This window comes from Streptomyces sp. Y2F8-2, from assembly GCF_014905555.1.
Lineage (GTDB): Bacteria > Actinomycetota > Actinomycetes > Streptomycetales > Streptomycetaceae > Streptomyces > Streptomyces cynarae.
In genome coordinates this window covers 1-21,438 of the sequence record NZ_BNGS01000012.1, presented here as the reverse complement: position 1 = coordinate 21,438, position 21,438 = coordinate 1, and the positions used below count along the sequence as shown (strand labels likewise).

Here is a 21,438-nt window from a genome sequence, read left to right as displayed (position 1 = left end):
GTCCGGTACGCCGGCACGGTCCCCCCACAGAACGAACGAATGAGCAGGGGAAGACTGTCGGATCGCCATGCCCATGTCGACTGGATGTCGAGACCATTCACCTTGGCGTGATCATTACGTGATCATTACCTTCGGAATCGACACGTGATTTTCCCGGGGAGCCCGCTGGTGGCGCCGGTTTCAGGGCGCAGGGCTCCACCGGGAGGCGACATGGGTTCTCCCTGGGGTTTCATTCGGCGTAAATGCTGCTGGAGTTCACGTGGCGTTCACTTGACGCTTCAGGGGGCGCCGAACCGCCCCCAGGTTGGTCGCCGAATTGATGTGCCGTCAATCTGCAGTGCAGGACTGACTGTTGAGACCATCCGTTTACCTTCAAGATTTTTATTGTAGATCTTTGTTCACCTGGTTGAAACGGCAGCGTTCACCGTCAGACTCTTAATGTCCATGTCATGAACCGGATTTCACCTCGCACACTCATCTCCGCCACTGCTCTGTCCACGGCCCTGGCGACCGCCCTTCCGCTCACCGGCGCACTGCCCTCCGCCCCCGCAGCGGCCGCCGTATCGCTGACCTGTGGCTCCAGCGGGGCCACCTACACGCTGGACTCCGCCGGCAAGCTCAGCAGAACCGACATGCCGGACCCGGCGGTCGGCAACGCCCTGCCCGCCGGCACCACCATCGACACCACCTGGACCGGCTACGGCCACATGCTCGCCGGCCCTGGTGCGACCTTCTACGGCATCAAGTCGGACGGGCTGTACTACAGCCACCGGATCAGCTCCAGCAACACCTGGGACGTCCACCACCGCAAGATCAGCTCCAGCTTCGCCCAGTTCAGGGCCGCCGACCGGATCGACGACATCACCGTCGACCGCGGCGGCTACATATGGACGCTCTCCGGTGCCACCAACGACCTGCGCTGGTACCGCTACGACGCGACCGCCAACGAGTTCGTCGAGGGCAGCGGCAAGATCGTCGACATGGGATGGAACTACGACGCGATCTACGCGGGCGACCGCGGTGTCATCTACGGCCGTGACGCGACCGACGGCAAGCTCTACCGCTCGCGCTACGACTACACCAGCCAGCGCTGGATCGAACGCCATGTGCTGGAGTCCGCCGCCGACTGGAGCGACACCAAGTTCATGCCGTCGTACGGCGGTGACACGCTGTTCCGCGTCAAGGGCGGCGGCGCGGTCGCGTACTACCGCTTCGACGAGGACACCCGCGACTGGCCCGTCTACAACAAGCAGGTCGAGGCGTCCGGCTGGGCCGGTTACGTCTCGGTGTCGGCGGGGCCCGACGTCTGCAAGCTCAACGTCAACCACACGCCCGCTGCGACGCCGGTGCCGCTGCAGTCGTACACCCCCAACTCGGTCATGCAGGCGTCCGACGGCAAGCTGGAGCTCGCCTACACCGACAACATCGGCCGCCTGGTCCACGGCCGCACCGACCCGGCCGACATCAACGGCGCCCAGTGGACGGTGATCTCCGGCCAGGAGGCCTTCACCGGCCGGCCCTCGCTGTCCGCGCACACCGACGGCCGCGTCGTCGTCACCGCCCACAACACCTCCGGCAGCGTCTGGCAACGCAACCAGACCGCCGTGAGCAGCGCCGACTGGGGCAACTGGATCGATCTGGCCGGCGCCATGCAACAGGACGCCGTCACCGGCAAGACCCCCACCGGTCTGATGACCCAGTTCGCCGTCGACGCGAGCGGCAAGCCCTGGTACCGCATCCAGCAGCGCGCCAACGTGGACTTCATGGGCTGGATGCCGCTCTCGGGCAGCGGCTTCACCGGCCCCCTCACCGCCGTCACCGTGCGCGACGGTATCCAGATCTTCGGCAGGAAGGCCGACGGCACCCTCTCCACCGCCCTGTTCAAGGAGGGAGGCACGCTCTCGGCGTGGACCGGAATGGGCACCCAGGCCATCACCGGCACGCCGTCCGTCATCGTCTACCCCGGCTACCGCATGCGTGTCTTCGCCACGGACGCGAGCGGCAACGTGGTCACCACCGCGCAGACCGCCGAGGGCGGGGCGTACGGAGCCTGGGAGACCCTCGCCGGCATCACCGCGCAGGGCTCCCCCAGCGCCGTGGTCTCCCCGCTGACCGGCCTCACCGAGGTCGTCGTCCGCGGCGCCGACGGCTACGTCCACAACACCGGCGAGACCGCACAGGGCAGCGGCGCCTGGCGCGCCTGGCAGCAGGTGAGCTTCGAAGCATCGGCCACCGAGCCGACCGCCTTCACCTACACCAACCCCACCGGTCCGACCTGGGCCTACACCTTCCGTACCGCCGACAACCAGACCCGCATCTACCAAGTCCAGCAGACCTCTTCGCTCAGCGCGATGCGCGCCGCGGCCGACGCGCCGGACTTCCAGGGCGGCAAGCTGCCCACCCCGCCGGCCAAGTGATCACACCGTAGAGGAGGCCGTGGCGGCCCGACGGCCGTCACGCCCCGCCTCCACCGCCGCCCGCTCCGCCCCGCCTCCTGCCGCGCTGTCGGCACCGGGACGGGGCGGGCCGGCGGCGGTCTGCTCACGGCCAGGTCCCCCGTCGCGGGTCCGCACCGCACCAGAAAGGTCTGCACCGCCGTGTCCCGGCTACGCCTACGCGCCCTCGGCGCCGCCCTCGTCACCCTGCCCCTGATCCTCCTCGGAGCCGTCGCTCCACCCGCCGCCGCCGGAGGTACCCAGCCGTCGGCCGACGGCCTCATCGGGACCGAACAGATCCTGTTCCGCTCCGGAACCGCCGGATACGGCTGTTTCCGCATCCCCACGATCGTCCGTACGAAGGCGGGCACACTGCTCGCCTTCGCCGAGGCCCGCCGCTCGCCCTCCTGCGCCGACCGGGGTGCCATCGACATCGTCGTCCGTCGGTCCACCAACGGCGGCCGCACCTGGGGCCCCATCCGCGTGGCGCTCGCCGGCAGCGACACCGATCCGGAGACGCCCTACACACGCGGCAACCCCTCACCCGTCGCCGACCTGCGTACCGGCGACGTCCACCTGCTCTCCACGTCGGAACCGGCCGAGCCGGGCGGCAAACGGCTGCCTCGAGTCCAGCGCAGCACGGACGACGGGCTGACCTTCGGCGCACCGAAACCGCTGCCGCGGCTGGCGGACCCGCAGGACGGCTGGTTCGGCACCGGCCCCTCGCACGGTATCCAGCTCAAGCGCGGCGACAAGGCAGGCCGGCTGGTGGTGGGGGCGTACGAGTCCCCACCACGGCCCGGTCAGGACCCCCAACTCGTCGGTGTGCTCTACAGCGACGACGGCGACGAGTGGTTCGCGAGCGCCACGGCCGACTCCGCCGGGCCCGGGATGGAGCCGGGCGAGCCCACCGTCGCCGAACTCGACAACGGGAACGTCTACATCAACGCCCGCAACAACAACGGCTCCTCGTCCGGGCACCGTACGCACGCCGTCAGCACCGACTCGGGCGCGACCGTGCCCGCGCAGCAGGTCGTGCCCTCGCTGACCACGCCCGAGGTGCAGGCGTCGGTCCTGGCGCTGGAGCAGACCTACCGGGCCACGCCCGGCGACACGCTCGTCCTCTCGGCGCCCTCGCACCCGACGGACCGCCAGAACATGCGGATCCGCTACTCCACCGACCGCGGCACCACCTGGCACGACGCCGCGCAGATCAACGCCAAGCGGGCCGGGTACTCGGACCTGGTCGAGCTGACCGACGGCGAGATCGGCCTGGTCTACGAGGGCGGCGACGGCTTCTCCGCGGCCAACATCTACTTCAACCGCTTCACCCCGGCGGCGGCCGGCGTGCCGGGTACCTTCACCGGCGCGGTGCACCCGCAGGCCTCCCGGGCCGCGGGCCGCACCACCCCGGACAGCACGCCGAACGCGAACGACGCCTATCTCACCGGGAGTTCGACGCTCGCGGGCGGCCGCTGGGGCCAGGGGCTGGCCCTCGACGCCACCGGTGAGTACGCCGACGTGCCGTACGCGCCGGGAATCGACCCGGGCGACGGCGACTTCACCTACTCGCTGTTCTTCAGGTACAAGGCGCAGCCCGGTGAGACCCAGCAGAGGGTACTGCTGTGGGCCTACGGGTACGGCGCGACGAAACCGCAGGTGTGGGTGCGTGCCCAGCCCGGCCAGAACCGGCTGTACGCCTGGGTGCAGGGCACCGGCGGCACCGCCTCCGTCGCACTGACCGACCCCGGTCCGTCGACCGCCTTCGGCGACGACGCCTGGCACCATCTGACGCTGGTGCGCAACGGCGGACGGATCACGCTCTCGGTCGACGGCACGTCCTCGGCGCAGGCCGGCGGGGTGGCCGGGTCGGTCAGCGCGGACCGCGTCGATGGTGTCGACGGTATCCGGCTCGGGGCCAAGCCCGACACCGCGGCCGGTGACCCCTTCACCGGCGGCCTGGACGAGTTCCGTGTGTACCGCAGCGCGTTGACGGATGCCCAGCTCGCCGAGTTGCGTACGGCGAACGCGGCCCCTTCCGTGGACGGTTCGCTCGGTGTGCGGCTGCCGTTCCAGGTGGTCGACACGGCCGATGTGCCCGCGCTGGCCTCGGTCGCGATCGAGGACGACGTCTCGGGGCACTGCGCCGACGGCACCCTTCTCGGCGGGGTGCCCGGTGAGGTGGCCGGCCGGATCGGCAAGGGCGCGATCTCGGTCTCGGCGTCCCGGCCTGGCGTCGAGGTCCCCTATCTGCCGGCCCTCGACGTCGGCTCCGGCGACTTCACCTACGCCCTGTGGTTCCGGCACACCCTGACCGAGACCGACGCGAACGCCGCGCTGTTGTGGGCCTACGGCTCGGTCTCCGGCGCGCCCTCGCTGTGGGTGCGCGCGCAGCCGTCCCAGAGGCGGCTGCTCGCGTGGGCCGAGACGCCCGCGGGTGCGGTGCAGGTGGCGCTGACCGACCCCGGACCGTCGGCCGCCTTCGGGGACGGCGCCTGGCACCTGCTCGCGGTGAGCCGGAGCAGTGGCACCCTGCGACTGAGCGTGGACGGGACCACGGCCGCCGAGACGACCGGACTGTCCGGCGCGCTCACCTCCGCGGCGACACCGGAGGGACTGCGGGTCGGCTCCAAGCCGGGCAACCTGGATGTGTTCACCGGCTCCCTGGACGAGGCCCGGCTCTACAAGCGGGCGCTGACGACGGACGAGCTGACGAGGATCGCGCAGTCCGCCGTCGGCTCCGGGGGCGGCTACCCGGCCGACAGGCCCGCCCTGTCGTGGTCGATGGAGAACGGCCACACCGAGGCACACCAGGTGGTCAGACCGGCCGCGGGCCCGGCGACCCCCGATTCGTCGGTGCACTGCAACCACGCCTTCGTACGGGGCGGAGCCCGGCCCGCGACCTCGGCGGGCGGCGGCCGGTTCGGCGCCGGGCTCGCGCTGGACGGCACGGACGACTCGGTCGAGGTGCCGTACGGCGCGGACGAGGCCCTCGGCTCCCGTGACTTCACCGTGGCGACCTGGATGCGCTACTCGGCGAGCCAGACGAGCGCCAACCAGGTCGTCCTCTGGGCGTACGGCATCGGCAGCACCGATCGGCAGCTGTGGCTGCGGGCCCAGCCGGGCCAGGACCGGCTCGCCGCCGTGCTGCAGACGGACACGGGCACCACCACCGTCTACGCCGCCGACGGCAGCGCGGCCTACGCCTTCGGTGACGGCGCCTGGCACCATGTGGTGCTCGAGCGCACGAACGGAAAGCTCAGCCTGTCGGTGGACGGTGGAACGCCCGGCGAGGCCGCGGCTCCGGTCGGCTCGGTGACGTACGAGGACGGCTTCGCCGTGCTCGGTCTCCATCTGGGGGCCAGGCCGGACGGCTACGACCGGTTCAAGGGCTCCCTGGACGAGTTCCGCCTGGTGCGGCGCGCGCTGACGGCGGATGAACTGACCGCCCTGCGCACGTCCAACACGGACACCGGGACCGCCACCACCGTCCGGCTCTCCTTCGAGACGCTGTCGCCTCAGCCGTACGCCCGGATGTGAGCCGGATCCGCCGGACCTTCTCAGGAATGCGCAATCGCCGCCGGTCGAGCGGGCGAGGCCCGCTCGACCGGCGGCGGGGCACTGGGTTCACAGCCTCAGCCCGCGGCTGATCGCGAAGTACCTCCACGGTCGCCTGGGACGTGGCAGCGCCCGGCAAGCCGCACTGTGCCGGTCACGGGAGGCGCGTTTTGGCCAGTACCCGGCTCCTTCCGGCCACGACCTCGGGCCGCAGCAGGTCGGCGAGCGTCTCGGCCGGCAACAGACCTCGTTCCAGGACGAGTTCAGCGACTCCGCAGCCGGTGGCGAGGGCCTCCTTGGCGATCTCGGTGGCGGCCGCGTACCCGATGTGCGGGTTGAGGGCGGTGACCAGGCCGATGGAGTTCTCCACGCTCGCGCGCAGCGCCTCGGTGTTGGCGGTGATGCCGGAGACGCAGCGCCCGGCGAGGGTGAGGCAGGCGCGCTCCAGGTGCGTGATGCTCTCGGAGAGGGAGTGCAGGATGATCGGCTCGAAGGCGTTGAGCTGGAGCTGGCCGGCCTCGGCGGCCATCGTGATGGTGACGTCGTTGCCGATCACCTCGAAGGCGACCTGGTTGACGACCTCCGGGATCACCGGGTTCACCTTGCCCGGCATGATGCTCGAACCGGCCTGCACGGGCGGCAGGTTGATCTCGTTCAGCCCCGCGCGCGGCCCGGAGGACAGCAGGCGCAGGTCGTTGCAACTCTTGGACAGCTTGACCGCGATCCGCTTGAGCACGCCGGACATCTGCACGAAGGCGCCACAGTCCTGAGTGGCCTCGACCAGGTTGGCCGCGGTCACCAGCGGCAGATCGGTGATCTCCGAGAGGTGGCGCCGCGCGGACTCGGCGTATCCCGCTGGAGCGTTGAGCCCGGTGCCGATCGCCGTGGCACCGAGGTTGATCTCGTGGATCAGCTCCACCGCCTCGGCGAGTCGGCCGCGGTCCTCCTCGATCATGACCGCGTATGCGGAGAACTCCTGGCCCAGCGTCATGGGCACCGCGTCCTGCAGCTGGGTGCGGCCCATTTTGAGGATGTCGCGGAACTCGACCGCCTTGGCGGCGAAGGCGTCCTGGAGCACGGACATGGCCCTGAGCAGACCGTGCACCGCGCACACCGTCGCGATCTTGACGGCGGTCGGGTAGACGTCGTTGGTGGACTGGCCGAGGTTGACGTCCTCGTTGGGGTGCAGGTGCCGGTACTCACCCTTCCGGTGGCCCAACAGCTCCAGGGCCCGGTTGGCGATCACCTCGTTGGCGTTCATGTTCGTCGACGTGCCGGCACCGCCCTGGAGCACGTCGACGACGAACTGGTCGTGCAGCTTGCCGTCGCGGATCTCCCGGCAGGCCGCGACGATGGCGGCCGCCTTCCTCGGTTGCAGCAGGCCCAGTTCCTCGTTGGCGAGGGCGGCGGCCTCCTTGACGGCGGCCAGGGCGTCGATCAGGTGCGGGTAGGCGGAGATCAGCGTCCCGGTGATGGGGAAGTTCTCCGTGGCGCGCAGGGTGTGGATGCCCCAGTACGCCTCGGCGGGCAGGTCCCGGTCGCCGAGCAGGTCGTGCTCGCTGCGGGTGGCTTCGGCGGTCATGGCGGTGCGGGCCTTCTCTCGGAGCAGGTTCAGGCGTGGGGTACGTGGGTGCGGCAAGCAGCGAAACCGGGGGGAGAGATGTGGAGACCGAGGACCACACCGCAGCCGACGGCCATCGGTCGCCCCGGCGGGCGTCCCCCGGGGAGAGAGGCGGTGAGGAACTGCGGGGACGTCCCACGACCGCTTCCCGGAAAGTCCCCGCAGTGTCACCGCCGTCGGCGTCGGCTCAGAGCAGCTTGTCCTTCGCCTTGTAGTAGGCGCCGCCGAACGGCAGGAACCAGGCGGTGCCGTTGTAGAAGGGGACAGGGACCTTCGGGAAGCCGAAACCGCGCAGCGGGTTGGCCTCGGGCTTGCCGTCCATCATCTCGGCGACCGCGCGGCCCATGTACGTGGCCATCTGGACGCCGTGACCGCAGTAACCCATGGAGTAGTACAGGCCGTTCACCTCGCCCGCGTGCGGAACGCGGTCCCAGGAGAAGCCGACCATGCCGCCCCACACGTAGTCGATGCGCACCCCGGCCAGCTGCGGGAAGATCTCGGTCATCTCCCGCTTCAGGATGTCTCCGCTCTTGATGTCGGAGGCGGGGTTGGAGGGGGCGAAGCGGGCCCGGCCGCCGAAGGCGAGGCGGTTGTCCGGCGTGAGGCGGACGTAGTGGCCGACGTTCTTGTGAGCGACCAACAGACGGCCGTTCGGGATGAGCTCCTTGGCGCGCGCCTCCCCCAGCGGCTCGGTGACGATGATGAAGCTGCCGACGTTGATCAGCCGCTTGCGGAACCACGGCATCGACTTGTCGGTGTAGGCGTCCGTCGCCGCCATGACCTGCTTGGCACGGACGGTGCCGTGCAGGGTCTCCACCAGGAAGCCGCCGCCCGGCAGGCGGGTGAGACCGGTGGCGGCGTTGCGCTCGTGGATCTCGGCGCCGGCCCGCTCGGCGGCCTCGGCCAGGCCGCCGACGAACTTGCCCACGTGCAGGCCCGCGCTGAGCGGGTCGAGCAGGGCGCCGTGGTAGTAGTCCGAGCCGAGCTCGGCTCGCAGTTCGCCCTTGCTCAGGACGACCGTCTCGTGGCCGAAGTTCTCGGCCAGGTCGCGCTGCTTGGCCCGCAGGCCCTCGAAGTGCTGGGGCTTGCAGACCAGGCCGAGGCGCCCGGAGCGGTTGAAGTCGCAGTCGATCTGCTCCGTCTTCGTGAGGCCCTCGACGACGTCGACCGCCTCGCGGAAGGCGTTGTACAGCTCGAGGGCGCGCTCCTGGCCGTAGCGCTTGCGGGCCTCGGCGGGACTGATGGTGATGCCCTGGGTGCACATGCTGCCGTTGCGCCCGGAGGCGCCCGAACCGACCTTGTCCTTCTCGACGAGGACGACCCGGGCACCCTTGCGGGCGGTGTGGTAGGCGGTGGACAGCCCGGTGAGGCCGCCGCCGATCACCACCACGTCCGCCTCGTCGGGCAGGTCCTTTCCGGATCGGTCGGGCAGGGTGGGGGCTGTGTCCAGCCAGTAGGGGATCTGCTTCATGGCGTGCGTCCTGTCGTGTTCTCTGTCCTGTGTCGCCGTTCGGCCGTCGCTCAGCAGCCGAGAAGCTTCGGCAGGCCCGACAGGTCGGGCAGCTCGTCGTAGGGCTGGTAGTCGGCGCTGCCGGGGCGGCCGTAGCGGTTGATCCACACCCGGCGCTTCAGACCGAGGTCGCGGGTCGGGATGTGGTCGTACTCCCAGCCCTGGGCGGTGTGGATGACCTGCGAGGGCTCGACGCCCATGGTCCTGAACGCGTGCTTGAAGGTCTGCCGGTCCGGCTTGTAGGCGCCGGCCTGCTGGGCGGTGATGACGTAGTCGAACTCGACGCCGATGTTCTTGACGTTCCGCGCGATCAGGTTGTCGTCGCTGTTGGAGATGATGGCGATCTCGTACTTGGTCTTCAGCGCGCGCAGGGCCTCCGGGACCTCCGGGAAGGGGCCGAAGGTGGGGACGGCGTCGACGAGGGCCTCGCCGTCGGACTCGCGGTACTCCAGGCCGTGCAGACGCATGGCGTTCTTCAGGCTGGAGGGCAGGATCTCGTGGTAGGGACGGTAGGCCTCCAGGACGGCCTGGAAGCGCATGACGCGGAAGTCGTCGAGGAACTCGTCGACGTCCAGGTTGTCCAGGTCCAGGCGGCCGGAGTCGCCGAGGATCTTCAGGGTGGTGGGGCCGAGCTGGAAGTCGATCAGGGTGCCGTAGGCGTCGAAGGTGACGATCTCTCGCATGGTGTTCAGCCTCGATTCACAGTGTCAGCAAGGGGAGGTGGTGGCTTCAGACGACGCGTTCGCCGGGGGTGACGATCGCGTCGAGTGCGGCCAGATCGGCCGTGTCGGGGATCCAGTCGGCCGCCGCCGCGTTGGCGGTGACCTGCTGGGGGGTCATGGCGCCGCAGATGACGGAGCCGACGGCGGGCAGGGCCGCCAGTCCGCCCACGGCGACCTGGAGGAGGGACAGGCCGCGTTCGGCGCCGTACGCGGTGAGCGCCTCCACGCGGTCGAGCGCGGCGTCGGTGAGCCAGCCCTGCCGCCAGGACAGGCGGCTGCCGGGCGGGGGAGCCTCGCCGCGGCGGTACTTGCCGCTGAGCAGGCCGTTGGCCAGCGGGTAGTACGGGAGGAGACCGACGCCGTGGCGCAGGCAGGCGGGGATCAGGTCGTTCTCCGCGCTGCGGTCGAGCAGGTGGTAGCGGGCCTGGGTGGACACGAAGGCGCCGGTGAGCTCCTCGGCCGGCAGGTTGGAGCAGCCGATGTACCCGACCTTGCCCTCGTCGACCAGTTCCAGCAGGGCGGCGATCGTCTCCTCCAGCGGGGTGACGCCGTCCGGCTCGTGGTACTGGTACAGGTCGATCCGTTCGGTGCCGAGCCGGCGCAGGGACGCCTCGACGGCGTACCGGATGTAGGGGCGGGCGCCCCGCCGGCCGTACAGGTCGGCCTCGCGCCCCATCTCCATGCCGAACTTGGTGGCCAGGACGACATCGTCCCTGCGCCCCTTCAAGGCGGCACCCAGGAGCCGTTCGCCGTCGCCGCGCGAGCCGCCCCGTTCGCCGGACCCGCCGTACATGTCGGCGGTGTCGAACAGGGTGATCCCGGCGTCGAGGGCCGCGTGGACGACCGCCTTGGTGCCCTCCTCGTCGAGGCGGGAGCCGAAGTTGTTGCCTCCGAGGCCGACGACGGAGACGGTCGGTCCACGTTCGCCCAGGGTGCGGTACCTCATGACCGGCTCCCGAACCCGATGCAGACGTTCTTGGTCTGCGTGTAGCTCGCCAGGGCCTCCAAGCCCTTCTCCCGGCCCCAGCCGCTGTGCTTGTAGCCGCCGAAGGGCAGCTCGACCCCGGTGCCGACGCCGGTGGCGTTGACCGAGACCTGGCCTGCCCGGATGCCCTCGGCCAGGCGCATCGCCTTGTCGATGTCGCGGGTCCAGACGTAGGAGGACAGGCCGTAGGGGCTGTCGTTGGCCATTTCCAGGGCCTCTTCGGCGTCGTCGAACTCGATGACCGTGACGACGGGGCCGAAGATCTCCTCCCGGGCGCAACGGGCCTGGTTGGTGAGGCCGGTGAGGACCGTCGGCTGGACGTAGTACCCGTCAGCCAGTTCGGGGTCGGACGGGGCGCCCCCGCCGACGCGGACCGTCGCGCCCTCCTGCCGTGCCAGGTCCAGGTAGCCGAGCACCCGGTCGCGCTGCCGGGCGGCGACGAGCGGACCGATGTCCGGGTCGGTGAGGCCGGGGCCGACGCGCAGGGCGGCGACCTTCTCGACGAGCCGGTCGAGGAACTCCTCGGCGCCGCGCTGCAGGAGCAGCCGGGTACCGGCCGAGCACATCTGTCCGGCGTTGCTGAACGAGGCGCCCATGATCGCCTTCAGTGCCAGGTCGTAGTCGGCGTCGGCGAAGACGATGAACGGCGACTTGCCACCCAGTTCGGTGACGGAGGGCACCACGTTGGCGGCGGCGGCCTGGGCGACCTTGATCCCGGTGGGCACCGAGCCGGTGAAGGTGACCTGGTCGATGTCCGGGTGGCCGGCGAGGGCCGCGCCGGTCTCGCCGTCGCCGGGGACGACGTTCAGCACGCCCGGTGGGAGACCGCACTCCAGGGCGATCCTGCCGATCTCCAGCGGGGTGAGGGGCGCCTCCGGGGACGGCTTGAGCACCACCGTGCAGCCTGCCGCCAGTGCCGGGGCAGAGCCCCGAGCGGTGTTCTGGAGCGGGTAGTTGAACGGGATGATCTGGCCGGAGACACCGATCGGCTCGCGGACGGTGTAGTCGATCAGACCGGGGCCGAGCGGGATCGTCGTGCCGCCGAGCTTGTCCGCGACCCCCGCGTAGAACTCGAAGTAGCGGGCGGCGGCCTCGACATCGGCCTTCGCCTGGCCGAGCGGCTTGCCGACGTCCTGGCTCTCCAGGCGGGCCAGCCGTTCGCCCTGGTAGCGGATGGCCTCGGCGATCCGGTACAGGATCCGGCCCCGGTCGGCAGCGCGCATCCGGGCCCACTGGGGTGCCGTGAACGCCGCGCGGGCGGCGGCCACCGCCCGGTCCACGTCGGCCGGACCGGCCAGCGCCACCTGGGCGATGGCCGTCCCGTGGGACGGGTCGAGGACGGTGAAGGAGCGACCGTCGGCGGCGGGGGCCTGCTTGCCGTCGATCAGCAGCTCGGTCAGTTCGAGTGCGCCCGTCATGGCCGGATCTCCCCCAGCACCTCGCCGAAGATGACGACCTCGTCGCCGGGGCGCACCGTGCGGATCCGACGCACCCAGAGCACGATGCCGTCCTGCGGGGCGCTGACCTCTTCCAGCGTGTTGCCGTAGTGGTCGGTGATGGTCGCGATCAGATCGCCTTCCTTGCAGGTCTCCCCCGGCTCGGCGCGGGCGACGAAGAAGCCGCCGGCGGCGGAGCGGGCGAAGGTGCCGGAGACGGTTGTGTAGGTGTCCCGCAGCTCGGCCTCGCCGTCGATCATGCCGAGGCTGCGCAGGATGTTGCGGATCGAGTTCATGTGGTGCCCGACGTTGGTCTCGCGGTACGTGGCGCCACCGCACTCGATGGTGATGGCCGGCTTGCCGGCCGCGAGAACGGGGTGGCGGACCGTGCCGCCCCACTTGCCGCCCTTCCAGACCAGCTCGTGCCCGGCGGCCAGGGCCAGGTCCGTCGCCAGGTCCTCGTAGCCGCCCTGGAGGATGACCAGCGGGGCGATCTCGCCGTAGGCGCCGCCGGTGTGCAGGTCGACCACGGCGTCGACGGCGGGGACCACCTGCTCGACGAAGGTGGCGGCCAGACGCTGCGAGTACGAGCCCTCCGCGTCACCCGGGAAGATGCGGTTGAGGTTGAGGTGGTCGATGCCGCTCGCGCGGGCGGCCGCCTCGAACGCCGGGGTGTTCATGCAGGGGATGCCGACGACGGTGCCCCGCAAGGTGCCCGTGTCGATCTCGGCGAGGACGCGCCGGATGGCCTCCTGGCCGTCGTACTCGTCGCCGTGCACGCCCGCGTCCACGCACAGGACCGGGCCGTCCTGGGCGCCGTTGACGACGATCAGCGGAATGCCGAGGTCCACGCCGTAGGTGCTGGTGCCGACCGGGATGAGGCCCTGGGCGCGCTCGCCCGGGGCGACGGTCAGCGGACCGATGGAGTACATGTCGTTCCTTTCAGAAAGCATGTGCGAAAGCAGATGTCAGAGGCGGGCGGACGCCTCGGCGAGGGTCTCCGCAAGGGTGTCGGCGATACGGTCGAGAAGGGCGCGGTCGCTGATGAGCGGGGGCGCGATCTGGACCAGCGGCGCGGAGCGGTTGTAGACGCGGGCCAGGAGCCCGGCCTCGCGCAGCCGGCGCGGGATCAGGTCGGCGATCAGGTCGGTCCGAGCGCTGTCGCTGAAGCCGCCGTCGTCGAGGTCGCCGACGAGTTCGCAGGCGTAGAAGAAGCCGGCGCCCCGGACGTCACCGACGATTCCGAGGTCCGCAAGGGAGGCCATCCGTCGCGCCAAGTGGTCCTGGAGGCCAAGGACGTTGTCCAGGATCCGGTCCCGCTCCATGATCTCCAGGCTGCGCAGGGCGATGGCCGCGCTCAGCGGGTGCCCGGCGAAGGTGTAGCCGTGGTTGAGGACCGCGCCGGGCTGGTTGATGACCTCGACGACGCGGTGGCTGACCAGGGTTGCCCCCATGGGCGCGTAGCCGGCGGTGATGCCCTTGGCGACGGTGACGATGTCCGGACGGGCGCCGTACCGGTCGCCGCCGAACCACTCCCCCAGCCGCCCGAACGCGGTGATGACCTCGTCGGCGACGAGCAGGAAGCCGTAGCGGTCCGCCAGGGCGCGGAGTCCCTGCCAGTAACCGGTCGGCGGGGTGATGCAGCCTCCGCGGTTCTGCACCGGCTCGGCGATGAGCATCGCGATCGTCTCCGGGCCCTCGGCCAGGATCGCGGCCTCCAGCTCGGCGAGCAGGTGGGAGGTGTAGGTCGCGTCGTCGGTGTACTCGGGAGCGAGGCCGAAGCGGTTGGTGTTGGACACGAACCGCGTCTCGATGGCACCGGGGCCGTACGGCTCGCGCAGCCCGGGGTCGTCGGTGAGCGACAGGGCGCCGATGGTCAGCCCGTGGTAGGCGCCGCGCCGGGCGATGGCCTTCACCCGCCCCGCTTCGCCCCGCAGGGCGTGGTACCGGCGGGCGATCTTCCAGGCGGTCTCGACGGCCTCGGCGCCGCCGCCGGAAAAGAAGGTGTGCTCAATGTCGACGGGCGCGATCCGGGACAGCCGTTCGGCGAGCTCGATCGCCGCCGGGTGGGCGGAGGCGGACCACAGTGGGCTGAAGCACAGCTCGCGCAGTTGCTTGTCCGCCGCCTCGGCGAACTCGCGGGCGTAGGTGTGGCCGAGCTGGCAGCAGTACAGGCCGGAGAGGCCGTCGATGTAGCGCCTGCCGTCGGCGTCGTCGACGTACGGCCCTTCGCCGCGCCGGACGACGAAGAGATTCTCGCCGTCCGGCCCGAGCGAGCCGTTCGGGGTCATGTTGAGGAGCAGGTGTCTGGCCGCGGTGGCGGACATCTCCCCGGCGGGGGTGCGGGTGCTGGTGGTCATGACGCGGTCTCACTTCCGGCGGGCAGGCCCACACCGGGCTCGGTCGGCAGCAGGCCGTCCTGCTGTCCGGAGCCGCTGAGCCTGCGCACCACGGCGACCAGGGCGAGGGCGACGACGGCGATCCCGATGAGGATCGCGCTGACGGCCGTCACCGACGGGTCGACGTCGTACTGGAGGACGTTGAACACCTGGACCGGCAGGGTCACGGTGTCGACGGAGGACAGGAACTGCGCGATGAAGAACTCGTCGAAGCTGGTGATGAAGGAGAAGATCGCGGCGGCGACCAATCCGGGCATGGCCAGCGGGAAGGTGATGCGCCGCGCGACGGTGAGGCGACTCGCGCCCATACTGGCGGCCGCGTCCTCGAGGCGTTCGTCGATGCCCTTCAGCGTGGCCATGAGGATCATCACCGCGATCGGTGAGGCGAGCACGGTGTGGCCGAGGGCGATGGCGATCGGGCTGCCGAGCATCGAGGCCGGTTCGAAGAGCAGGAACAGGCCGAGCGCCATGACGACCTGGGGGATCACCAGCGGGGCCAGGACCAGGCCGTAGACCGCCGTCCTCAGCGGCAGCTCGCTGCGGACCAGGGCCGTGGCCGCCGTCAGGCCCAGGAGGAGGGAGAAGACAGTGGTCAGGCAGGCCACCAGAACGCTGAGCGACAGCGCGGCCGGCCACTTGCTGCCGTCGGCGAACAGCACCTTGTACCAGTCGAGCGTCCAGGAGGACGGCGGGAAGGAGCCGAAGGCGTCCTTGCCGAAGGAGGTGACGACGATGACGACGATCGGCAGCACCAGGAAGAGCAGGATCAGCGTGGACAGCACCGTGAGAGTGATGCGTCCGGCCAGGGTGGAGCGCAGCTCGGTCATGACCGCGCACCTCGGTTCCGGTACGCCTCGCCCGCCGATTTCAGCAGCCTGAGCAGCAGCAGTCCGGCGAAGGTGAGCAGCAGCAGGATGATGCCGAGCGCCGAGGCCCCGTTCCACTGGTCCTGCTTCATGACCTGGGTGTCGATGAGGGAGGCGACCATGGTCTGCTTCGGACCGCCCATGAGGGCGGGCGTGATGTAGTAGCCGAGGCAGAGGATGAAGCACAGCACGCCCGCGTTGATCAGGCCGGGAGCGACCAGCGGCACGTAGACCCGGCGGAAGATGGTGATCCGGCCGGCGCCCATGCTGGCCGCGGCGGCCATCAGCCGGCGGTCGATCCCCTTCATGACCGCGTACAGCAGCAGCACGGTGTACGGCAGCATCACGGAGGTGGTGCCGATGACGACTCCCAGCTCGTTGTAGAGCAGCTGGAAAGGGGCGCCGGGGACATGAAGTGCGGTCAGAGCATTGTTCACGACGCCGTGTTCACCGAGCAGGATGATCCAGCCGTAGGTGCGCACGAGAGCGCTGATGAAGTGCGGGACGACCACGATGACCATCACCAGCCCCGCCCACAGGGGCTTGAGCCGGGACACCGCGGCAGCCAGGACGAAGCCGACGACCAGGCTGAGCAGCGAGGTCTCGGCGGAGATCCGCAGGGTGGTGAGGAGGATCTCCAGGTTGGCGCCCTGGAAGACGTCGGTGTACCAGTGGAGGGTGAAACCTCCGCTCTCGCCCTTGAGGCTCAGCATCAGCGTGCTGAAGATCGGGTAGACGAAGAGGATCAGCAGGTAGAGGACCACGGGTGCGGCGTTGAGCAGGCTGAAGCGGGTGCGGCGGTCGGACAGCGCGCGGCCCAGTCGTTTCCTGCGGGGCACCGGGGCGATGGAGCCCGGTGCCGGAGCGAGTACGGCCACCGTCCTCACCCCCCGTCTTCCGTGTCGGCGAACACGCTGACGTTCGAGGGGTCCGCGGCGAGGTCCACGCGCTCGCCGAGGGCCGGGGCGCGACCGGCGGGCAGTTCCAGCCGTACGAGGTCGGTCTCCTCGCCACCGAGGGGCCGTACGGTGACCCGCACGAGGGTGCCGACGTAGGTGACCGTCTCGACGGTCCCGGTACAGAAGCCGGCGCCTGCGGGACACAGGAAGAGCCGGCCGGGCTGGACCGCCGCGCGCACCCGTGCGCCGCCCGGGGCGGTCTGCGGGCGGGCCTTGAGCAGGCCGCCGGTGTCGAGGCGTACGAGCACATGGTCGGTGGTCTGTTCCTCGACGCGGCCGGGGAGGAAGTTCGCCGCGCCGAGGAAGTCGGCGACGAAGGGGGTGCGGGGGCGCTCGAAGAGCTCCTGCGGGGTGTCGAACTGGTCGATCCGCCCGTCCCGCATGACCGCGATGCGGTCGGAGAGGACGAGGGCCTCTTCCTGGTCGTGCGTCACATAGATGACGGTGAGGCCGAGTTCCTGCTGGATGCGCTTGATCTCGGTCTGGAGCTGGTCGCGCAGCTTCTTGTCGAGGGCACCGAGCGGCTCGTCCATGAGGATCACCGGGGGCCGGTAGACCAGGGCCCGGCACAACGCGACGCGCTGCTGCTGGCCACCGGACAGCTCACGCGGCCGGCGGCGGGCCATCTTCGACAGCCCGGCCATCTCCAGCGTCTCGCCGACCCGGCGGCGCTGCTCCGCCTTCGGCACACCGCGCAGTTGCAGCGGGAAGGCGACGTTCTCCCACACCGTCATGTGCGGGAAGAGCAGGTACTGCTGGAAGACGAAGCCCAGGCCGCGCTTCTGCGGGGCCAGGCGGGTCACGTCGTTGCCGCCGACGACGATGCTGCCGGAGTCCGGCTCGCAGAACCCGGCAATCATCATCAGGGTGGTGGTCTTGCCGGAGCCGGAGGACCCCAGGAAGGTGACGAACTCACCCGCCGCGATCTCCATGGAGACCTCGTCGACGGCCGTCACTCCCCCGTACGTCTTGCGAAGTCGCGTCACGGACAGGGGCTTGCCGCTGCCGGCCAGCGCCGTGGTGGCGGCCGGCGACAGCTCGGGCATCACGTGGGTCTCAGGCATGCGTCCACTCCTGCCAGCGCTTGGCCACCACGTCGTCGTTCTCGGCCCACCACTCGACGTCCATGTCGAAACCGGTCTTCAGGTGTTCCGGGGAACTGCCCAGGTTCGCGGCGATGGCCGGGGAAAGCTTCTTGTAGGCGGCGGGAACCGACGGGGCCATCGGGTACAGCTCGGCGTACGCCGCCTGCACCTCGGGGCGCAGCGCGAAGTCGATGAGCTGGTATGCGGCGTCCAGGTTGGCGGCGCCCTTGGGGATGCCGAAGGCGTTGCTCTGCCTGCGGGCGCCGTTCCACTGGTAGGCGAGCGGCGAACCCTGCTTGATGAGGGCGTCGAGGCGGCCGTGCCAGACGTCCGAGGCGACGACCTCCTTGCGGCCGAGCAGGACGCCGGGGAGGGCTCCGGTGTCCCAGTACTTCTTGATCGATCCCTTGATGTGGTCCAGGGACTTGAAGGCGCGGTCCAGGTCCAGGGGGTACAGCTTGTCCAGCGGCACCCCGTCGGCGAGCAGGGCGAACTCCAGCACGGGCCGGTCCGCGTCCAGGCCCTGGAGGGCACGGTCGCCAGGGAACGCCTTTACGTCCCAGAAGTCGGCCCAGGAGGAGGGTTTCTTCCCGCCCCAGACGTCGGTGCGGTACGCCATGACGCTGGCCCAGTAGTTCTTGCCGATGGCGTTGGGGGTGATCAGGGTCTTGGCGATGCCGGCGTTCTTGAAGTTCTTCAGCCGGTCGTAGTCCAGGTCCTCGGTGGCGCCCTCCTTCTTGAAGCGCAAGAAGTCGGACATGGAGTCGTCGATGACGTCGAACTGCGGGCGGCCCTGCTGGATCTGGGCGAGCATCTGCGCGTACTGGATGTTCACCACCTCGATCCGGATACCGGTCTCCTTGGTGAACGGCTCGTAGATCGCCTTCTGGTTGGCGTCGCCGTACGTGCCGCCGCTGTCGCGGACGACCAGCGTCTTGGAGTTCTTGCCACCGCCGGCGGCGACGGACCGGCTGGTGCCGGTGCCGCAGCCGCTGAGGGCGCTCGCGGCGGCGACACCCGCCGTGACCCCGCCTATTCCGCGCAGGAACAGTCTGCGGTCGATCCGGGCATCTTTCATCGTGTGCCTCCTGATGGGCTGGCCGAGGGGAGCGGCCGGGGGAACGTGGGTAGGGGGCGGCTGGGAGGGTGTCTAGGGGCGGTGATCCGTCTCGTCGGGTGCGGCGCCCAGGCCGGGGGTCCGTAGGGTGTCGTGTCGCCGGGCCGTGTCGGGGTTCCACGGGACGGCCAGGGCGGCCAGCTCGTCGCCTTGGGTGACGGTGAGGCCGTGCATGGCGTAGAAGATCCGCCCGTCGGCCGGGGCGTGGACCGTGTGCTCACGGCCGTCGGCCGGGTCGACGATGCGGCCCAGGAGGTCGCCCTCCGCGACTTCGTCGATGACGTCGGCGTCGAAGGAGAACTCCGGGTACCACAGGCCGGTGGCCTCGGCGGTGACTCCGGCGGACCAGACCCACTCCCGGACCGGCGTCGGGTCGGAGTCGTCCGGGTCCAGCACGCCCAGGTGGCGTAGTGCCCGGAGCAGGCCGTCGACGCGGCGGCGGGCCGTGGCGCCGTCACGCTGTCCGAGCTCGCCCACCTCGACGAGGACCGCCGAGATGCCCCGGCGGGCGGCGGCCGCGTGGCTGTTGCCGCCCTCGGCCTTCAGGCCGAGGATGACGTCCTCGACACCGAAGGACCCGGCCAGTTCGGCCGTCGCCTTGTCGAGGTCCGGGTCGCCGGTGAGGCGGTAGCCGACGAAGTCCCGCAGAACCTGGTCGATGCCGCCGCAGTGCAGGTCGACGTAGACGTCGGCGCCGTCGACGAGGTGGGCGAAGAGCCAGGCGGCCAGGCGCTCGGTGGGGCCGCCGCCGGGGTCGCCGGGGAAGACGCGGTTGATGTTCACGCCGTCGACCGGGGAGACGTTGAGCCGCCCCTGGTACACGGCGGGAGGGTTGGCCACCGGACAGACGATCACCTGTCCGCGCACGTCGCCGGGTTCCAGTAGGGCCGTCAGGCGCGCGGCGGCGTCGATGGGCGTGAACTCGCCGCCGTGCACACCCGCGGTGATGACGACCCGGGGGCCGGGGCGGGTGCCGTTGACCAGGGTCAGCGGGATGTCCACGGTGAGGGTGCCGAGGTCGGCCCGGACGGTGCCGCGGGCCTTGGTGCCGGGCCGGGCATCGAGGGAGCCGACGGAGAGGGTGGTGTTGTTCATGGTCATGCCTCCGTGCGGCCGACGGTGGAGATGAAGTCGACGGGCTGCGGCGAGGCGCCGTCCAGGGCGAGGTCGGCCGCGATGTCTCCGAAGGCGGGCGAGAGCTTGAAGCCGTGGCCGGAGAAGCCGGCGAGCAGGATCACGTTCTCGGCGCCGGGGAGTGGGCCGACCAGTGGACGGCTGCTCTCGGTGTAGCCCTCCATGTAGACGGAGAGGCGGGTCGGATCCGGGTGCAGATCCGGCATGTGACGGCCGATCAACTCGCTGAAGATCTCCAGCTCCTCCGGCTGCACCGTCCGGTCCAGCTGGTTGGGGTCGCCCGCAAGCCGGTGCAGGGCGCGGGAGAGACCGAGCTTGACGGAGATGCCGTCCGGGGACGGCAGGCCGTAGCAGTGCGTGGGTGCCGTACGGATGAAGGCGGGGCGCTCCTCGCCGAACCAGGCGTCGGTGGTGGGCACGTACCAGGCGCTGACGAGGCGGCGGACCTCCACGTCCCACGGCAGGTCGGGCAACAGGTCGTTGACCCAGGGACCGGGGGTGACGACGGCGGTGTCGAAGCGTTCGCTGCCGGCGTCGGTGCGGACCTCGACACCGTTCGCGACGGGGACGATCTCCCGGACGGTGGTGTAGCGGTGGATCACGGCGCCCAGCTGCTGGGCGCGGCGGGCGGCGGTCTGGATGGTCAGCTCGGGGCGGATGAAGCCCGCGCGGCGGTCGAGCACGGCCGCGTCGCCGTCCTCGATCCGGTACTGCGGGAAGCGCTTGGCGAGCGACTCGGCGTCGAGCACCTCGTGGTCGAGGTCGTGCTCCGCGATGGACTCCAGGACGGTGGCCATCTGATGGTGCTCCGTCGGGCCCATGAGCAGACACCCGGTCAGGCGGCGCAGCTCGCGGCCGGTGTCCTGCTGGAGCTGCTGCCAAAGGGCGTCGGCGTGCTTGAGCAGCGGGACGTAGCGGGAGTCCTCGAAGTGGGCGCTGCGGAAGATCCGGGTCTCGCCGCCTGCGGCGCTGCGGTCGTGGCCCGGGGCGAACCGGTCGTAGCCGACGACCTCGGCGCCGCGGGCCGCCAGCCGCCAGGCGGCCTGGCTGCCCATCGTTCCGACGCCGACGACGGCGACACGCTTCCTGGCAGCTGACACAGGACTTTCCTTTCGTATCGCCGGGGCGCATGCTGGCCCCCCGACGTGAGGCTGTTCGATTCGAGGTGGTTTGGACGGGAGCCGGGCCTTTCGGAAGCCCGTGCCTCGCACCGTCGCGTCTCGGAGTTCCGGCTCACATCGTCGGGATCTCCGGCGAGCCATGCCACATTGTGGAACGCTGTGCTAGAATCTGGCACAGAGAATGGCAGTGGCCCAGAGGGGAGTCAAGAGGGTGTCCAGCAGTAATTTCGAGGATTAACAGGGGGAAACCGGATGGAAATGAAGAGCGTCACCAGGTCACTGCGGATCCTGGAGGCGGTCGCCCAGCATCAGCCGGTCACCGTCGGGGAGTTGACGAAGCTCTTCGGACTTCCGAAGTCGACGGTGCAGCGCACCCTGGTCACGCTCAACGAGGCGGGGTGGCTCCGGGCGAACCGCAGGGACACCACCCGCTGGGAGATCGGCGCCCGTGTCCTCGCCGTACGGCCCGCCGCCCTCCAGGGATCCAGCC

Annotated in this window: 16 protein-coding genes; 3 read left to right on the top strand and 13 right to left on the bottom strand. The window is 70.4% G+C overall.

What is annotated here, in order from left to right:
* The first annotated feature begins 449 nt into the window (after nt 1-449).
* A complete protein-coding gene (locus SY2F82_RS32515) occupies nt 450-2,417 on the top strand; it encodes a tachylectin-related carbohydrate-binding protein (RefSeq protein ID WP_200421941.1) in 1,968 nt (655 codons plus the stop codon).
* A 180-nt stretch (nt 2,418-2,597) separates the two neighbouring features.
* Entirely contained in the window at nt 2,598-5,975 is a 3,378-nt protein-coding gene (locus SY2F82_RS32510; RefSeq protein ID WP_200421942.1) for a sialidase family protein, read from the top strand.
* 172 nt (nt 5,976-6,147) lie between these two features.
* Here SY2F82_RS32510 and aspA read toward each other — a convergent pair whose 3' ends face one another.
* The 13 genes from aspA to solA all read right to left on the bottom strand — a co-directional run bounded on the left by aspA (nt 6,148) and on the right by solA (nt 20,927).
* A complete protein-coding gene (gene aspA, locus SY2F82_RS32505; RefSeq protein ID WP_200421943.1) occupies nt 6,148-7,575 on the bottom strand; it encodes an aspartate ammonia-lyase in 1,428 nt (475 codons plus the stop codon).
* Between the two features lie 226 nt (nt 7,576-7,801).
* Nucleotides 7,802-9,085 (bottom strand): FAD-binding oxidoreductase, encoded by a 1,284-nt coding sequence (locus SY2F82_RS32500; RefSeq protein ID WP_200421944.1) that lies wholly within the window; start codon nt 9,083-9,085, stop codon nt 7,802-7,804.
* A 50-nt stretch (nt 9,086-9,135) separates the two neighbouring features.
* Nucleotides 9,136-9,807 carry a haloacid dehalogenase type II gene (locus SY2F82_RS32495; RefSeq protein ID WP_200421945.1) on the bottom strand — a complete coding sequence of 224 codons (672 nt, stop codon included), beginning with the start codon at nt 9,805-9,807 and terminating at the stop codon, nt 9,136-9,138.
* 46 nt (nt 9,808-9,853) lie between these two features.
* Nucleotides 9,854-10,792: an aldo/keto reductase gene (locus SY2F82_RS32490; RefSeq protein ID WP_200421946.1), complete on the bottom strand. Its 939-nt coding sequence runs from the start codon at nt 10,790-10,792 to the stop codon at nt 9,854-9,856.
* Nucleotides 10,789-12,249, bottom strand: a complete 1,461-nt coding sequence (locus tag SY2F82_RS32485; protein ID WP_200421947.1) for an aldehyde dehydrogenase — start codon at nt 12,247-12,249, stop codon at nt 10,789-10,791. The genes SY2F82_RS32490 and SY2F82_RS32485 overlap by 4 nt, the downstream gene beginning before the upstream one ends.
* On the bottom strand, nt 12,246-13,220 hold the full coding sequence (locus SY2F82_RS32480) for a succinylglutamate desuccinylase/aspartoacylase family protein (RefSeq protein ID WP_236041838.1): 975 nt from the start codon (nt 13,218-13,220) through the stop codon (nt 12,246-12,248). The genes SY2F82_RS32485 and SY2F82_RS32480 overlap by 4 nt, the downstream gene beginning before the upstream one ends.
* Nucleotides 13,221-13,235: 15 nt before the next feature.
* Nucleotides 13,236-14,627, bottom strand: a complete 1,392-nt coding sequence (locus SY2F82_RS32475) for an aminotransferase class III-fold pyridoxal phosphate-dependent enzyme (RefSeq protein WP_200421948.1) — start codon at nt 14,625-14,627, stop codon at nt 13,236-13,238.
* A complete protein-coding gene (locus SY2F82_RS32470) occupies nt 14,624-15,493 on the bottom strand; it encodes an ABC transporter permease (protein ID WP_200421949.1) in 870 nt (289 codons plus the stop codon). The genes SY2F82_RS32475 and SY2F82_RS32470 overlap by 4 nt, the downstream gene beginning before the upstream one ends.
* Nucleotides 15,490-16,410, bottom strand: a complete 921-nt coding sequence (locus SY2F82_RS32465; RefSeq protein ID WP_236041839.1) for an ABC transporter permease — start codon at nt 16,408-16,410, stop codon at nt 15,490-15,492. The genes SY2F82_RS32470 and SY2F82_RS32465 overlap by 4 nt, the downstream gene beginning before the upstream one ends.
* 5 nt (nt 16,411-16,415) lie before the next feature.
* Nucleotides 16,416-17,555 carry an ABC transporter ATP-binding protein gene (locus SY2F82_RS32460; RefSeq protein WP_200421950.1) on the bottom strand — a complete coding sequence of 380 codons (1,140 nt, stop codon included), beginning with the start codon at nt 17,553-17,555 and terminating at the stop codon, nt 16,416-16,418.
* Nucleotides 17,548-18,654, bottom strand: a complete 1,107-nt coding sequence (locus SY2F82_RS32455; protein WP_200421951.1) for an ABC transporter substrate-binding protein — start codon at nt 18,652-18,654, stop codon at nt 17,548-17,550. Before SY2F82_RS32455 ends, SY2F82_RS32460 begins: the two co-directional genes overlap by 8 nt.
* Before the next feature lie 72 nt (nt 18,655-18,726).
* Nucleotides 18,727-19,788, bottom strand: a complete 1,062-nt coding sequence (locus tag SY2F82_RS32450) for a succinylglutamate desuccinylase/aspartoacylase family protein (RefSeq protein WP_236041840.1) — start codon at nt 19,786-19,788, stop codon at nt 18,727-18,729.
* 2 nt (nt 19,789-19,790) lie between these two features.
* On the bottom strand, nt 19,791-20,927 hold the full coding sequence (gene solA, locus SY2F82_RS32445) for an N-methyl-L-tryptophan oxidase (RefSeq protein ID WP_200421953.1): 1,137 nt from the start codon (nt 20,925-20,927) through the stop codon (nt 19,791-19,793).
* A 279-nt stretch (nt 20,928-21,206) separates the two neighbouring features.
* On the opposite strand from solA, the gene SY2F82_RS32440 reads away from it, so the two are divergent.
* The coding region (locus tag SY2F82_RS32440) for a helix-turn-helix domain-containing protein (protein ID WP_200422882.1) at nt 21,207-21,438 on the top strand (232 nt) is incomplete at its 3' end.

Excerpts from the sequence above, each read along its gene's own strand:
- SY2F82_RS32495 (WP_200421945.1), bottom strand. The coding sequence starts at position 9,807 with ATGCGAGAGATCGTCACCTTCGACGCCTACGGCACCCTGATCGACTTC.
- SY2F82_RS32455 (WP_200421951.1), bottom strand. The coding sequence starts at position 18,654 with ATGAAAGATGCCCGGATCGACCGCAGACTGTTCCTGCGCGGAATAGGC.
- SY2F82_RS32470 (WP_200421949.1), bottom strand. The coding sequence starts at position 15,493 with ATGACCGAGCTGCGCTCCACCCTGGCCGGACGCATCACTCTCACGGTG.
- SY2F82_RS32480 (WP_236041838.1), bottom strand. The coding sequence starts at position 13,220 with ATGCTTTCTGAAAGGAACGACATGTACTCCATCGGTCCGCTGACCGTC.
- SY2F82_RS32485 (WP_200421947.1), bottom strand. The coding sequence starts at position 12,249 with ATGACGGGCGCACTCGAACTGACCGAGCTGCTGATCGACGGCAAGCAG.
- aspA (WP_200421943.1), bottom strand. The coding sequence starts at position 7,575 with ATGACCGCCGAAGCCACCCGCAGCGAGCACGACCTGCTCGGCGACCGG.
- SY2F82_RS32450 (WP_236041840.1), bottom strand. The coding sequence starts at position 19,788 with ATGAACAACACCACCCTCTCCGTCGGCTCCCTCGATGCCCGGCCCGGC.
- SY2F82_RS32500 (WP_200421944.1), bottom strand. The coding sequence starts at position 9,085 with ATGAAGCAGATCCCCTACTGGCTGGACACAGCCCCCACCCTGCCCGAC.
- SY2F82_RS32460 (WP_200421950.1), bottom strand. The coding sequence starts at position 17,555 with ATGCCTGAGACCCACGTGATGCCCGAGCTGTCGCCGGCCGCCACCACG.
- SY2F82_RS32515 (WP_200421941.1), top strand. The coding sequence starts at position 450 with ATGAACCGGATTTCACCTCGCACACTCATCTCCGCCACTGCTCTGTCC.
- SY2F82_RS32490 (WP_200421946.1), bottom strand. The coding sequence starts at position 10,792 with ATGAGGTACCGCACCCTGGGCGAACGTGGACCGACCGTCTCCGTCGTC.
- SY2F82_RS32475 (WP_200421948.1), bottom strand. The coding sequence starts at position 14,627 with ATGACCACCAGCACCCGCACCCCCGCCGGGGAGATGTCCGCCACCGCG.